General features: G+C 32.7%; 12 protein-coding genes and 1 tRNA gene. 7 read left to right on the forward strand and 6 right to left on the reverse strand.

Features of this window, described 5'->3' with window-relative positions; translation table 11 throughout:
- Positions 1-92: 92 nt before the first annotated feature.
- From lip to HMPREF2629_RS01310, 3 genes are all read right to left on the reverse strand, one after another.
- Positions 93-2,363, reverse strand: coding sequence for a YSIRK-targeted triacylglycerol lipase (lip, locus tag HMPREF2629_RS01300; protein ID WP_070813083.1), 2,271 nt, complete (start codon positions 2,361-2,363; stop codon positions 93-95).
- A 393-nt stretch (positions 2,364-2,756) separates the two neighbouring features.
- Positions 2,757-4,268, reverse strand: a complete 1,512-nt coding sequence (locus HMPREF2629_RS01305) for an MFS transporter (RefSeq protein WP_048761068.1) — start codon at positions 4,266-4,268, stop codon at positions 2,757-2,759.
- A 152-nt stretch (positions 4,269-4,420) separates the two neighbouring features.
- A tRNA-Lys gene (locus HMPREF2629_RS01310) sits at positions 4,421-4,511 on the reverse strand.
- 218 nt (positions 4,512-4,729) lie between these two features.
- On the opposite strand from HMPREF2629_RS01310, the gene HMPREF2629_RS01315 reads away from it, so the two are divergent.
- Together HMPREF2629_RS01315 and HMPREF2629_RS11340 are read left to right on the forward strand one after the other, a co-directional pair.
- Complete coding sequence (locus HMPREF2629_RS01315) at positions 4,730-5,602, forward strand: trypsin-like serine peptidase (protein WP_048761071.1); 873 nt, start codon at positions 4,730-4,732, stop codon at positions 5,600-5,602.
- Between the two features lie 121 nt (positions 5,603-5,723).
- On the forward strand, positions 5,724-7,109 hold the full coding sequence (locus HMPREF2629_RS11340) for a hypothetical protein (protein WP_070813084.1): 1,386 nt from the start codon (positions 5,724-5,726) through the stop codon (positions 7,107-7,109).
- A 26-nt stretch (positions 7,110-7,135) separates the two neighbouring features.
- Here HMPREF2629_RS11340 and HMPREF2629_RS01325 read toward each other — a convergent pair whose 3' ends face one another.
- Together HMPREF2629_RS01325 and HMPREF2629_RS01330 are read right to left on the reverse strand one after the other, a co-directional pair.
- The gene (locus HMPREF2629_RS01325; protein ID WP_017174739.1) at positions 7,136-8,011 is read right to left on the reverse strand and encodes an HTH domain-containing protein; all 876 of its coding nucleotides are present in this window, start codon (positions 8,009-8,011) and stop codon (positions 7,136-7,138) included.
- A gap of 118 nt (positions 8,012-8,129) precedes the next feature.
- Positions 8,130-8,984, reverse strand: coding sequence for an oxidoreductase (locus tag HMPREF2629_RS01330; protein WP_048682839.1), 855 nt, complete (start codon positions 8,982-8,984; stop codon positions 8,130-8,132).
- Between the two features lie 82 nt (positions 8,985-9,066).
- Between HMPREF2629_RS01330 and panB the strand changes: the two genes are divergently transcribed.
- The 4 genes from panB (at position 9,067) to HMPREF2629_RS01350 (ending at position 12,704) form a co-directional block, all read left to right on the forward strand.
- The gene (gene panB, locus HMPREF2629_RS01335) at positions 9,067-9,894 is read left to right on the forward strand and encodes a 3-methyl-2-oxobutanoate hydroxymethyltransferase (protein ID WP_049382200.1); all 828 of its coding nucleotides are present in this window, start codon (positions 9,067-9,069) and stop codon (positions 9,892-9,894) included.
- Positions 9,878-10,729 (forward strand): pantoate--beta-alanine ligase, encoded by an 852-nt coding sequence (gene panC / locus HMPREF2629_RS01340; protein ID WP_061815562.1) that lies wholly within the window; start codon positions 9,878-9,880, stop codon positions 10,727-10,729. Before panB ends, panC begins: the two co-directional genes overlap by 17 nt.
- A gap of 5 nt (positions 10,730-10,734) precedes the next feature.
- Complete coding sequence (gene panD, locus HMPREF2629_RS01345) at positions 10,735-11,118, forward strand: aspartate 1-decarboxylase (RefSeq protein ID WP_049419886.1); 384 nt, start codon at positions 10,735-10,737, stop codon at positions 11,116-11,118.
- 134 nt (positions 11,119-11,252) lie between these two features.
- A complete protein-coding gene (locus tag HMPREF2629_RS01350) occupies positions 11,253-12,704 on the forward strand; it encodes a SulP family inorganic anion transporter (protein WP_061815564.1) in 1,452 nt (483 codons plus the stop codon).
- Between the two features lie 47 nt (positions 12,705-12,751).
- Here the strand turns inward: HMPREF2629_RS01350 and HMPREF2629_RS01355 are convergent, their stop codons facing one another.
- Entirely contained in the window at positions 12,752-13,432 is a 681-nt protein-coding gene (locus HMPREF2629_RS01355) for a M15 family metallopeptidase (protein WP_061815565.1), read from the reverse strand.
- Between the two features lie 205 nt (positions 13,433-13,637).
- Here HMPREF2629_RS01355 and HMPREF2629_RS01360 point away from each other — a divergent pair, with 205 nt between their 5' ends.
- Positions 13,638-14,513 carry a hypothetical protein gene (locus HMPREF2629_RS01360; protein WP_049382203.1) on the forward strand — a complete coding sequence of 292 codons (876 nt, stop codon included), beginning with the start codon at positions 13,638-13,640 and terminating at the stop codon, positions 14,511-14,513.
- Positions 14,514-14,542: the final 29 nt, after the last annotated feature.

Genomic DNA, 14,542 nt, shown 5'->3' on the forward strand with positions numbered 1-14,542 from the left:
GAAAAATAATGCTTTAACTATTCTGAAGAAAGAACCAAGTAATTGAAAGAAATCACCAGACATTAGACAACCACCTTTCCATAAAAATGATATTAAGCTTCGTTAGTTGACGTTAGCGCTTCTGTTTGAACTAAATCATCAGCTAAATCATACCAAAACTGTTGTAATTCTTCTCGTGTACGTTTTGTATCTGTACTATCTTGACCCACAAAGTCGACATGATCCCAGTCATGTTTAGTAGGTGTTACTTGCCAAATGCCTTTTTGATTTGTATCTGTTGCTTCTGTATAAGCTTGATTGAAAGGATGTTGAGATGAAATAACAGAGACAAGACCATCATTTTCTCTCCATTCTTTTTCAGTAGCTTTACCAATGACATTAGCAGTAACTGTGAATGGTAAGAAGAGATTGTAATCTGCTTTATATTTACCAAATAATGTAGGGTGTGTTGCTTCGCCTGTATATGTTTTATAAACGATATTTGGATTAAGTGACGTTTTGCGATTAAGATCCGTCGCGCCATCACGTGTTAAATCGTATAGAGCATTATCTTTCGTTTGCCATAACTTAGATGTTTTAGTACGTGAAAGGTATGATAAATAAGATTCATCAGGTTGTTGTTTTAGACCCCATTGAGACAGACCGAAGTCTACTCGAGAGTTTTTATTGCCTAGTCGCTTACCTAAATCAAAGGCGATTTGACGAACAATAGCTTCATTACCTAACTTATCAGAGGCATGTGTACCATTATGTGGTGTGCCTAGTGTTGTGATTGAAGAAACCATATTATCATGATTACCTTGGAATAATGGAGAAATGTCGCCTCCGTGTTCTTTTTGGTATTCAATTTCTTCTTGACTACCATTTCTTAATAATTCTTCTAATTGACGAACAGTTTGGCCTCCCATACTATGACCAACTAGATGCACTTTTTGACCAGGTTGCCAATCTTTATAAACACCCTCATATGTTTTACCATAGCGTTCATGTCCATATCTTTCTGCATGTGCAGCACCATAATCTACAGTACCACCTTTAATATAGTAATAAAGTTCAACAGCACGATCATAGTTACTACCAAACGCACTGATACTTGCTTCATAAGCGTTATAACCATTTTGTTCTAAGTCTTGACGAATGTTTAATTTATCGCCACCCCAATAATGTGATAAAACATTAGGATTAATATCATCTGTAAATCCATTAAAACCATGAACAAGAATAATTGGGTCTTGGTTTTTGTATTGACCTTGTTTAGCAACTTTATTAGTTTGATCTTTTGTTTCTGTTGTACCTTGTTGTTGAGATGTATTATTTGTTGTTGCTACTCCATTGTTAGCTAATGTCTCTATGCCGGCTTGTGAATTTTTTTGATCTTTAGCATCTTTATTTCCAATAGTTTCATTTGTTGTACCATCAATTGAGATCGCTTCATCTTTAGTGTTTAAAGTATTCTCTGTAGGTGTAGTAGAATCTGTTGGTTGTTTAGCTGTCACTGTTTGTTGTGTTTCAGTTGTGTCTACAGTATCATTTGTTTTTCCAGTAGACGGCGCCTCTACGTCATTATTTTTTATTGCATCCTGATTTACATTTGAATCTTGTTGAGTTTTTGATGGTGTTAATTCTTTACTCTCTGTTAGAGGTGTTGACTGAGATGTTTTTGTTGAATGACTGTCAGTTGTTTTTGAAGTATTGTCTTTTGTAGATGATGTGTTGGTTTCAGCAGTCGTTGTTTGAGTTGTTGTTTTCTCTTCTGTCGGACTTTCATTTGTCACGTTGTCTGAAGAGTGAGATTGATTTTTAGTAGTTGACGTTTCAGTTGTGTTATCTTTTTTATCTGAAGTGACTGTGTCTTTTTGAATTGTGTCTTTAGTATTATTTTGAGATTGCTCAGAAAACGCTTTGCTCTCTTTTGTTGAAGATGATTGTGATTCATCTGAAGGAGTTTCTTTAGTTAATGCGTCTTCAGATTGATTTGATTGATGTTTAATAGTTTGATCAGTTAGGTTATGTTCAATTGTTTCTTCGTTAGTGTTTAATTGATCAGTATCATCTTTAACTTGAGTTGAAGTTTTATTTTCATTATGTAAGCGTTGTGTTTCATTTTCATTAGTTACTGATTGAGATGTAGAAGTAGCTTGTTCGTCAGATTGAACATTGTCTTGTTGTGTTTCTTGATTATCAGATTGTTTTTTATGATCCCCAATAGATTGTGCTACAGCTGATTCAGGATTTCCCTCTTCCTGATGTGTTTCTGCTGCCTGTGCAGCACCGCCTCCCATAAATAGCAATGTTGCTACTAAAATGGATGATGCACCCACACTGAATTTACGAATACTGTATCTGTTTTCACTTTTTTTCATAAATAGCACCTCTATTAATTGTTTTTTGTTATAAAATATATAGATTAAATAAAAATATTAATTATTGAACGTGGAATAAATCCAAAAAGTTTACTAAATATCGCTTTAATATTTTCCAAAGTAACCATCCTTTCTTAACCGACAATTTAGAAAGCGTTTACAAATGTGATGAAAAATTGTCGTATGTAGAACAGAGCTACATACGAGATTTAACCATCAACGTTGTCTATTGAATGTAAATAGATAGTAACGCTATATGAAAGCGTTGTCAATAATCTGTCACAATTACATAGAGTAAATATACATTTTAAGAGTATATGAAATTGAAATGTGTAATAACATCGTAAACTAAGGAGCGAAACCCTAATAAAGTAAACTGTTCCTTAAAAATCATTACTTGTGTGTATTCAAATGTAACTCGGGGTTTTTAGGCGAACGAGGTGGTGTAATACGTCTCCCTTTTCCAAGAGACATTTGAATAATCGATGATACTAACATAATCGAATTGAAAATAATCATTAGTAGAAATACTTTATGATCAGCATCAATAGCAATATCTTTTATACGCTTAATATAAATTGAAGTGTTTGTAATATTTTCTGTATAAACAGATTGTGTTCCTTTTTGAATATTATATTTAATCAGATAGGCAATCACTGGAACAAGAAATGCTGCCGCGTAGTTACGTATTGTGTGCATCGTTTGAGAACGCTGACCAGCTTGAAGTAAATCGCCATCTAATAATGTTGCCATAGCACCACTTACAAGTGTCATACTTGCACCAAAACCAAGTAGGAAACCTTGAATGTAAAGTAAATGAATATTTACGATATCATGTAAAATCATCCAATGAACACTGACATAAAGTAACGCTGATGAGCCTAATGTGCCTAAAACACCAGCTCCTACTGCACTATAGATAAACATTTTAATCAATCCTGTCACAATGACACCTATGAAAAAGAATAAATAAAAGTGTAAAGATATAGTGAAAGGTAATTTTAAGATTCTAATTATATACACATTAATTCCTGCAATACCACATAATAAGGCTAAATGTGAAGATATAGCCATTGTTGCACCAACAAGTGGTTTCTTTGTTAATAACGTTTTAAAGTGAACAAATGGATGTTTTGCTTCATGATTAAAGACTACAAAATTTACAATGAATAAAATTGCTATAATTAGGATAGGCCAGACCCAGAGAGACCCGTACCCTTTTTGTGTAAGCATCCCCATCGGTAGCGTAAGAGCAATCGTACTAAGAACTAATGAAATAATCATAGGACGACTAATATGAATAGGTTCAGAATGTTGATATTCTTCTTTTGTTAAGAATATTGAACCTAAAATAAGACATAAGATAGCTGAAATAATATTAATAATAAAGATCCAATGCCAACGATCTAATTCTAAAGATAGACTACCTGATAGACCTCCCAATGCATTTGCGCCAAATAAACCTACAATAACCATTAATAAGAATACATTGCGGTATTGTTTAGGGAAATTGAGAAAGAGTTTTGGTAAAAGTGTGAAGAATAAGACGCCGGTACTTAAACTTTGTAACCCTTTAGCAATAGATAAAATAATTAAGTCGAAGGAAAAAAGCCCAATAATCGAGCCGATTAAAAATAGAGTTACAAAGAATAAAAAATTACGTCTAAACCCGAATTTGTGTGTCAATGTATGTCCAAGTGGCACGCCAAGTGCAAAGGCAAAGTTAGCAATCACAGAAGGTATAATGAGATATTGAGAACCTATACCAAATGATGTTTGTAAAATACCTTGATTTAAACTATAAGCCAAATTTGAAAAATATTGTGAACCAATGCCGAAGATAGTTAGTATGCCAAGTATTGATATTTCTAGCATTTTTCCTTTTTTAGATGACCAAAAGTCCATTTTTTTCACTCCGATATATGAATATGGTGTATCGTCATTTCGCAACTTAACTATTGTACTCTTATAAATGGGAAAAATAAATAAGAGTGTTTTATATATAAAATATGAAATAAAAAGAAACCTAAGAATTTAATCTTAGGTTTCTTAGATAGCGGAGGGAGAAGGATTTGAACCAACGCGAGCTAAAAGCTCCTACTAACCATAAAATGGTTAGCCTCTTAAGCCAGGCTTGAGTATCCCTCCATAATTTTACTTTAATACTATACTATATATTTTGAAGTTTGTAAAGAAAAATATTTTTTATGTAAATAATTTATAAATGTACATTAAAGTTAAAAATAAATTGTTTTATAAAAAAGACGCATACTGTCCTTTGTTTGTTTTATAATATTGATGTACATATTTTATTTTAAACATAAAACCAATTCATTTTTAAATGGAAGAAAGCAGGGGACAAATTAATGCTAAAATCTAAATTTGGTAAATCATTAGTAGCGAGTGTCGTTATTGGTGCCAGTGTACTAGGATATTCTGCCCAACATCAAGAGGCTAAAGCTGTAGAAACCAACTATTATTATGACGGGATACAAAGAGGATCATATCAAGCGTATTTAAAAGCGAAAAAAATTAGTAACAGCAGTATTTCAATCCAACGCTATCCAAATGCCTCACAAAATAATTTAAAGGCGATTGGCCGTGTATCTAATTTAAATGGCTGGAAAAAAGGCTCTCGCGATGCATCTGTAAGAAAGCAAGATTCTATGGGAACAGGAACAGTGATTGGGGCACATACATTTGTAACCAATGCACATGTTATCGATGATCAATATGGTCGTGCAGCGGCTCCAAAATATATTAAATTTCAAATGAATCGTGATGGAAGTCGTATGCCATATGTTTTCCAAGCAACAGAAGTGATTAAAGTACCACAATATGATATTGCAGTGGTTCACACAAAACAAAATATGTCTAAATATGTAAAACCAGTTAAAATTGCAACGGATTCAGAGATTAAACAATTGAAATTCAATTCGCCACTTTATTCATTAGGATATCCATGGCAATATAACGACAACACAAAAGCGTATTTTAATAAACTTCGTGTAACTCAATTCTCAACAAATGGTACAGAGATTCAAACGAAAGATATTTTTAGATCAGGTGCTTCAGGCTCACCAATGTTAAATAGTACATTTACAAAAATGTATGGCTTAAGAACATATGGATATAACTTAATGGGTGGTTCAACGGATGCTTATGCTAAACAAGAAATGTCTGGTGGCGAATCGTTTAAAGGATATGCTGGTCGTTTCGTACGTCAACATATTAAGTAATTAATATAAAAAGTACATGCTTTAGATAATGAAGTGTGTACTTTTTCATAACGACATACAATGTCTGTTTAATATTGTAAGTTAAGGTATATATTTTTTTATTTTAAAAGGAGCGAAACAAATGAAGAAACATTACTTAGCTATCGGCGCTATAACGGCGACAACTTTACTTGCAGGTTGTGATTTAGGAGATATGATTGGGCTCAATAATTCTAGTGAAAAATCAGAACATACGACATCACAAAGTAACCAATCATCAAATAAAAACACTTCAGATAATGATAACAATAATACCCAACAAGATAGTAATAAAAGTTCAAATGATAACAATCAACAAGAAAATAAAACAAATAGTAATGTCGACAACTTATCTCAAGCTGAAAAAGTAGCGTTAGCTTTAAATGATCCTTCAGTGTCAGATTATGTCATCAATGCTAATGAATTAAAAAATCACTCTTATTTTGCGAATTATAACGGTGGCGGCGAACAAAAAAATATAGATACTTATCAATTAGAGACTACAGAACAGCTAGAAGGTGCACCAAGTGATATGAAATTCTATAATGCACAACCGGCAAAGGGTTCATTTGCGACAATCATTGGTGTTGGAAGCGACAAAGTTTTTATTGCTGCCACGCAAAGTCCCGGTACGTATGAACAATTTATGAATTCTTCTACAGGACATGAGTTAGATGTAGATACATTATTTGATAAATATAGTAAAAGTATTGATTATAAAAAAATTGCAAAACAAATTTCATTTAGTGGTAGTAAATCATCAGAAAGTCGCCATACATCTAATACAGATAGTAAAAATTCAAAAGAGTACTTTGCTAGAGTGTGGCTCACAGCAAGAAATGATGTAGACAATATTTTTAAAGAAGATAGTATGAACTATACGCCAATAGACATGTCGGGTGAGCCTATTAATCCATATAATAAAGAAGCTTCAAAAGTATACCCAGACGGAACAATTCTACTATCTCCAAGTTATATGTATTTAGGACATGTAATTTTTAAAGATAATGGAGACGGAACAGTGACCTTTTATGATGTACCAAGTCATTTCCAAGATAGACGTTGGGATGAAGATGATTATACTAAAAATGAAACGACACGTATTTTAAATAATGGAGAAACGAAACAACTTGTTAATCCTTCAGAAGCCAAGTTAGATGAAGTTGCAAATCATATCACTAGTGATACACCAGAACAACCAGAAGAATTTGATACTGACACAGAATCAAGTTCTGATGATACATCGAGTGAGAAGGATACCTCAAGTGATGAAAAAGTAACACGTGCAAATGTCATTGATAAGGTAGAAGATTATGAAGGTCATCAATTAGATACAGAGACGTACACATATAAAGAACCAGAACAAGATGAAAACGGAGATTGGGGCTTCTCAATTTTAGATAAAAATGGAGATTTAGTTGGCTCATATATCGTTACTTCTGACGGCATAGTGACAAAATATGATGAACATGGAGATCCAATTGATTAATAAAAAGCAACAGCTGATTTTAATGGTCAGCTGTTGTTTTCTGTGTAAGTACGTTTAATTTCATCTAAACGGTCAATAAAACTATCGATATATGATTCCGGAGCGATAATTTTTGCTAAAGGAGCAAGTTGATAAGCAATGTAATAAGCATCAAACCGTGTGCAATTTACCCATGCCAAAATGGTGTCTTCATTACGTGAAACAATCTCTTTAATTGAAAATTGTTGTTTAAATTGATTCCAAATGGTTGTACTCGTTTCAAATAATACTGCATTATTCGCGAAGTCTTTAGAAAATTTTGTATCTAGAACGTGTAAGGATTGTATCGATTTCAAAGAAACGGTATGTATTTTATGTTGAAATTCGTAAGTAAACCAATAATCATAATGCATATACAAAATAGATAATGGTTTAATAGTCATTTTGTTATGATCTACTTCAATACGCACTCTATGTTTATTGACGATTGCTTTTTGAAGGTCCATTAATCGTTTTCCAGGAAGTAAATCATCACGTACTTTGAATTGATGTAACATCGTCATCAAAATATGTTTATCTTCTATTCTGACAGACGACATCGCATGTAGGAAAAATTTGTAAATATCGTAATGAAGAATAGGTGTGAGACTTTGTAACTTAATGAGTAAACTTAGTACACCAAGACTTTGTTTGTTCGTAGTATCATGGGTGAGTTCATAACCACCTAATTGATAATTATAGACAATTTTAGTATGATTGCTTCTCCAAAAATGACTTTCATAAAAAAATGTATTAATTGTATTAATATCACGTTGAATAGATTTTTTGCTGACATTTGTAAAGCGATCTAAGTCTTCTTGAGTGACAACATGACCATTTAATAATAATGTCAAAATATTAAGTATACGTGTTGCTTTATCCAAAGATATATCTCCCTTTTATTAAAGTGAAAAAGTTTTTAAAAATAATTATATAGCTTGTAATAGAGTTTGTTACTATATAATTTGACAAAATATTAATAGTTAAACATTGATTTTAACATTAATATTGAATGGATAAAGAATGGTGAGACCGCAATAATGCATAAACTGTATCTAACGATGGCGTAGAAAGGTGATGTGTTCTAGCCTTACGATAAATAAAACCTTGAATTGATTCTACTTCAAGGGGCTGATGATTCATCACATCATAATACATACTTGTTCCCATATGATCTGGATAGCCAGCATAGATATGCATAATATCTTCAACAATCGTGTCAGGCAATGTAATACCTTCTGCCATAGCGACTTGTTTACCTTCTTCTAATAAGCGTGTGCATAATTGATAGACTTCTGGAATTTTTAAAATTTGTGCAGTATTGCCACCTAAAGCAGTAATCGAATTAATACCAAGATTGACGAGTAATTTATACCAAATCGTTGTTTCTATGTGATCTTCTAATATAAGTTCTATTTTAGTGTGTTCTAAATAGTGTTTAAGCTGTTCAGTCCGACGATCATGCTGAATATGCAAACGGTAATCTCTGAAATGGATCACTTCATCGTCTTTTTTCTGTCCACTAATATAGACCACAGCTTGGTAGACATATTTAAATGGTAAAGTTGAACGTAAACCATATCCATTTTGAGCTAAAATAATAGTTGTCTCATCATGAGTAAGACGGTTTAAGTCTGGAATTAAAGATTCAAGTTGATGCGTTTTGACTGCCACGATAATCACATCGAAGGGGTCAGTCATAGACTTAATATCTTTAACCATGACATGTTGATTTGCAGTTTGAAAGTGAATGGACTTATTTGTTCTCCCAAGTAATGTGATATGAGGTAATATTTGTTGTAATTCATAAGCAATCGTCGTACCTACAGCGCCTGGTCCAATAATCGCAATACGCATTTATAACTTTCCTTTCTTTAAAATATTACATATAATTATACGTGATATTATTGAGATAATGTTATAGGAGATCGATAAAATAATGAAAAATTTGTCAAAACTTATGGAAATGAAGCAAAATGGTACAAAAATTTCAATGGTTACAGCATACGATTATCCCAGTGCAAAACAAGCGCAACAAGCCAATATTGATATGATTCTAGTTGGTGATTCGCTAGGAATGACAGTTTTAGGTTATGATACAACCACTCAAGTTACTTTAGATGATATGATTCATCATGGTAAAGCTGTTCGTCGAGGCGCCGATGATACATTTATCGTTGTAGACTTACCTATCGGAGCGGTAGGCGTAAGTGCGGAACATGATTTAAATCATGCGATAACGTTATATCAACAAACCAATGCGAATGCATTAAAAGCAGAAGGTGCCCATTTAACTGACTTCATTAAAAAATCGACACAAATGGGTATTCCAATTGTTGCACATCTTGGTTTAATGCCACAAAGTGTCGGTGTTATGGGTTACAAATTACAAGGCGGTACAAAAGACGCAGCAGAACAACTTATTCGTGATGCACATGCCGTTCAAGAAGCAGGTGCAGTGGCGTTAGTATTAGAAGCTATTCCAAGTGACTTAGCTGGATTAATTAGTAAACAATTAGACATTCCAGTTATTGGTATTGGAGCGGGCAAAGATACAGACGGACAAGTATTGGTGTATCATGATATGTTGAATTATGGCGTAGAACGTTATGCTAAATTCGTAAAACAGTTCGCAGATTTATCTGTAGGAATTGATGGTATTAAGCAATATGATAAAGAAGTGAAAGCGGGAGCATTTCCTGCAGAAGCACATACGTATAAGAAAAAAATATTAGATGAGGTTAATAAAAATGACACAAGTAATTAATACTGTAAAAGAGATGCAAGCGATCGCACAACACATAAAAGCATCTGGTCAATCAATAGGTTTCATTCCAACAATGGGTGCGCTTCATGAAGGACATTTAAGTATGATGCGACGTTCAGTTGAAGAAAACGATGTGACAGTCATTAGTGTATTTGTAAACCCATTACAATTTGGACCTAATGAAGATTATGATGCATATCCTCGCCAAATTGATAAGGATGTTTCTTTAGTTAAAGCTATTCATGTCGATTATGTATTCCATCCTTCCGTTGAAGAGATGTATCCAGATGAATTAGGCATCACATTAAAGGTGGGACGTCTAGGGGAAGTCTTAGAAGGCCCACAACGTCCTGGACATTTTGATGGTGTCGTTACAGTAGTTAATAAATTATTTAATATCGTAAGTCCTAATAAAGCCTATTTTGGTAAAAAAGATGCACAACAATTAGCAATTATTGAGAAAATGGTAAAAGATTTTAATCATCCTATTGAAATTGTCGGCGTCGATATAGTACGTGAAGATGATGGACTTGCGCGTAGTTCTCGTAATGTGTATTTGACTGATGAAGAACGTAAAGAAGCGGTTCATCTAAGTAAAAGTTTAAAATTAGCCAAAGACATGTATGCAGAAGGTGAACGTCGAAGTCATATACTTGTAGGTGCAATAAAAACATACTTACAAGAACATACAAGCGGTCATATCGACGAAGTCGCAATTTATAGTTATCCTGAACTTGAAGTTGTTAATGAAATAAATGGACAAATTTTTATCGCTTTAGCTGTGAAATTTTCTAAAGCACGTTTAATAGATAATATTATTTTAGGGAGTAAATAAAGAAAATGATTAGAACAATGATGAATAGTAAAATTCATAGAGCACGTGTCACAGAATCCAATTTAAATTACGTAGGAAGTATTACGATCGATGCCGATATTTTAGATGCGGTTGATATTTTTCCAAATGAAAAGGTTGCTATCGTCAACAATAATAACGGGGCTCGTTTTGAAACATATGTTATCGCGGGTGAACGTGGTAGTGGAAAAATTTGTCTCAATGGTGCTGCATCTCGCTTAGTAGAAGTAGATGATATTGTTATTATTATGACTTATGTACAGTTAGACGATCGTGAATTGAATGATCATGCACCTAAAGTAGCGATTATGAACGAGAATAATGAAATTATTCAAATGATACATGAAAAAGAAAATACTATAATTAAATAATGAAGTGAGCGTGCAGTCTAAAAGAAAATATTTTGGAAAGACTAGCACGCTTTTTATATAAATTTTCTTAAACCCTAAAAATAGATTGTCATTCCTGTTATAATAGGCGCTATGTTAAAAAGGGAGCTTTGATTATGACAGAAACATTAAAAGACGAATGGTTAAAAAATCCTGGTAAAAATATAATGGCAGGTATTGTTGTTGCTTTAGCACTAATTCCAGAAGCTATCGCGTTTTCAATTATTGCCGGTGTAGATCCTATGATAGGATTATATGCTGCTTTCATTATTGCTACCGTTACAGCAATTGTTGGTGGGCGACCTGCTATGATTTCAGGTGCGACTGCAGCAGTTGCACTGGTTGTAACACCGCTAGTCAAGGATTATGGGGTGCAATATTTATTTGCAGCAACCATTTTAATGGGATTGATTCAGTTATTACTTGGTATTTTAAAAGTAGGACGATTGTTAAAATTTATTCCACGCTCAGTAATGATTGGATTTGTGAATGCATTAGGTATTATGATTTTTTTATCTCAAATTGAACATATTTTTGGTATTTCTATTGATACTTATATCTATGTCACAATTACATTATTAATTGTATTTATCTTACCTAAATTCTTTACTATAGTCCCAGCACCACTTATTGCGATTGTCGTTTTAACTATACTTTATCTAACCATGGGTGCTAATATTCATACAGTAGGCGACTTAGGTACCATTAAACAAGCTTTACCACACTTTACTATTCCTCACGTACCTTTTAATCTAGAAACATTAAAAATTATCTTCCCTTATTCGTTATCTATGGCGATAGTGGGACTCGTTGAATCTCTGTTGACAGCTAAGATTGTAGACGATTATACAAATACCTATAGTAACAAAAATAAAGAGGCTCGTGGACAAGGCATTGCCAATATAATTACAGCTTTATTTGGTGGAATGGGCGGTTGTGCCATGATAGGGCAGTCAGGAATTAACGTAAGATCAGGTGCGAATAGTCGCTTATCAACTTTAACAGCGGGATTATTTTTAATTTTCATGATTATGGTGCTTGGCCATATAGTGATACAAATACCTATGCCAGTGTTAGCAGGTATTATGGTTATGGTTTCTATAGGAACTATTGATTGGGGATCATTTAAATATATTAAACATGCACCCAAAACGGATGTGTTTGTAATGATTTTAACAGTGGTTATTGTATTATTTACACATAATTTAGCACTGGGTGTTGTTATAGGAATTGTATTTAGCGCATTGTTCTTTGCGACTAAAATCTCGAATATTAAAGTAGAGACAAGAAAAGAAAATAATCAATATTTTATTGTTTTTAAAGGACCCATCTTTTTTGTGTCAATTGATACTATGATGACCCAAATCGACTTTAATGTTCAACGTGAAACAATTCAATTAGATTTTAGTGACGCGCATATTTGGGATGACTCGGCTGTAGATGCTATTGAAACAATCGTGCGTAAACTTGAAGATAAGCATAATGAAGTATATGTTAAAAATTTAAATAAAGATAGTCGGAAAGTAGTTTCCGAATTAAGTCAATTAAAAGAAAACCAACTTATTTAAAAGAAGAGTCCAGGGTTTATGTCCCGGACTCTTTTTTTAGCAATTTATTATTTTAATCCTACATATTCTTCTAATGTTTTACCTGATTGATATACTTTGGTTGCAGTATCTTTTCCTAAATAACGTAAATGCCATGGTTCGTATTGATAACCAGTAACTTTTTCTTTTCCTTTAGGATATCTCACAATAAAGCCGTATTTATGTGCATTTTTCGCAATCCATTGACCTTCTTTTGTTTTTCCGAAACTTGCATATAAGTTTTTATCTGAATTAACGCCACCGATGTCAAATGTAAGACCTGTTTGATGTTCTGAGTAGCCAGGACGTGCGCTATATTTATCTGCAGCTTTTTTACCATCGCGTGCAGCATAGCGATGGTATAGTTGAACTTGAGTAGGATAACTTCTGTAGCCACTTATTTTGTATAAGTTAATACCCTCTTTTTGTGCAGCACTAAATAATTGTTGTAAGGCTTGTTGGGCTTTTGGATCTTCACCAGGATTATAATTTGAAGGAAGACCAATATCTTTATTTACAATTAAAATACCATCAACATATGTACGACCATCTTTAATGACTTTTTTATGTTTTTGTTGATTGTCATCACTTTTATTAGTTTGAGATGTTTGTTTAGTATTATTTTCATTTTTATCATTACTATCATTACTATGTGAGCAAGCTGAAAGTAATAAAGCGCTTGTCATTAGGATTGCAAAGAATTTTTTCATGCTTAAACTCCTTTACATTTTAATTACTATAAAAAATAATGAAACATTGTACACAGTGTAACATAGTTTTTAATTATATAAGACGCAACTTTTGTGAAAAAAAGTGGTATTTTAACAAAATTTATATTTATCTTCCCCTTCAAATAATGTATAAATAATGTATAGTATATTAGTAAAATAAGAAGAATGTATGAGGGGCCAATAGATGAAAAAAATTTTATTTTTGGGTAGTATCATGATGATGTTATTAGCTGCTTGTAGTACGCATGAATCTTCAAAAGAAGATAATAAATCAAAATCAAATCAAAATAACGTTCAAAAAGCTAAAAAGAACGAATCAGATAAAAAAGATGAAACGTCATCAACCAATACGTCTAAATTATCAGCGAAAGAACGATTAGCATTAGCATTCTGTATTGATGGTGTCGATCAATATACATTGACTAAAAATGAAATTCTAACTGGAATTTATGAATATAGATTACCTACGGGCAAACATAATTATAAATTAGTTGATTTTACATTAGTTAAAGTGAAACAACCAGTAAAACATGCACCAAAACATATGCAGTTCTTTACGGTTTATCCAGATAAAAGTACCTATCAAGCGCTAATTGGAGTTAATAAAGATACAGTTTATGTAGGACGTATGCAAAAAGGTACATTGGATTATAACGATTTACTTGATAAAGGAAAAGAAGCTAGTTTAGAAGAAGTATATAAACATAATAAAGATAATAAAGCTTTACCAGAACTTATAAGTAAAATGCATATTTCAAACTCGTTACCTGATAGTGCTAATGATAATGGGAATCCGTTAGCTTCAAATGATTTAGAAAAATCTGGTAGTGTCAATACGCGTTATCGTAACGAAGTGTATCAATTAATTTCTGATTTTGATGACGTAGAATTAAAAAAATCAGGTTATTTATGGGATGATGTCAAAATGACAGATCATAATGGTAACTGGATTGTGAACTATCGTAACAAAAAAGGCGAGATTCTAGGTACATATAGAATGAAACACGGAAAAATTCAAAAATTAGATGAAAATGGAAAAGTGGTAAAAGAAGAAAAATAAATGAATTGTTAATAAAACGTTGTGAGATG

The sequence above is a fragment of the Staphylococcus sp. HMSC034C12 genome (assembly GCF_001835895.1).
Lineage (GTDB): Bacteria > Bacillota > Bacilli > Staphylococcales > Staphylococcaceae > Staphylococcus > Staphylococcus hominis.

What these genes read in the sequence shown, in the direction of transcription:
- lip (WP_070813083.1), bottom strand. Translation starts at nt 2,363, where the DNA reads ATGAAAAAAAGTGAAAACAGATACAGTATTCGTAAATTCAGTGTGGGT.
- HMPREF2629_RS01305 (WP_048761068.1), bottom strand. Translation starts at nt 4,268, where the DNA reads ATGGACTTTTGGTCATCTAAAAAAGGAAAAATGCTAGAAATATCAATA.
- HMPREF2629_RS01315 (WP_048761071.1), top strand. Translation starts at nt 4,730, where the DNA reads ATGCTAAAATCTAAATTTGGTAAATCATTAGTAGCGAGTGTCGTTATT.
- HMPREF2629_RS11340 (WP_070813084.1), top strand. Translation starts at nt 5,724, where the DNA reads ATGAAGAAACATTACTTAGCTATCGGCGCTATAACGGCGACAACTTTA.
- HMPREF2629_RS01330 (WP_048682839.1), bottom strand. Translation starts at nt 8,984, where the DNA reads ATGCGTATTGCGATTATTGGACCAGGCGCTGTAGGTACGACGATTGCT.
- panB (WP_049382200.1), top strand. Translation starts at nt 9,067, where the DNA reads ATGAAAAATTTGTCAAAACTTATGGAAATGAAGCAAAATGGTACAAAA.
- panC (WP_061815562.1), top strand. Translation starts at nt 9,878, where the DNA reads ATGACACAAGTAATTAATACTGTAAAAGAGATGCAAGCGATCGCACAA.
- panD (WP_049419886.1), top strand. Translation starts at nt 10,735, where the DNA reads ATGATTAGAACAATGATGAATAGTAAAATTCATAGAGCACGTGTCACA.
- HMPREF2629_RS01350 (WP_061815564.1), top strand. Translation starts at nt 11,253, where the DNA reads ATGACAGAAACATTAAAAGACGAATGGTTAAAAAATCCTGGTAAAAAT.
- HMPREF2629_RS01355 (WP_061815565.1), bottom strand. Translation starts at nt 13,432, where the DNA reads ATGAAAAAATTCTTTGCAATCCTAATGACAAGCGCTTTATTACTTTCA.
- HMPREF2629_RS01360 (WP_049382203.1), top strand. Translation starts at nt 13,638, where the DNA reads ATGAAAAAAATTTTATTTTTGGGTAGTATCATGATGATGTTATTAGCT.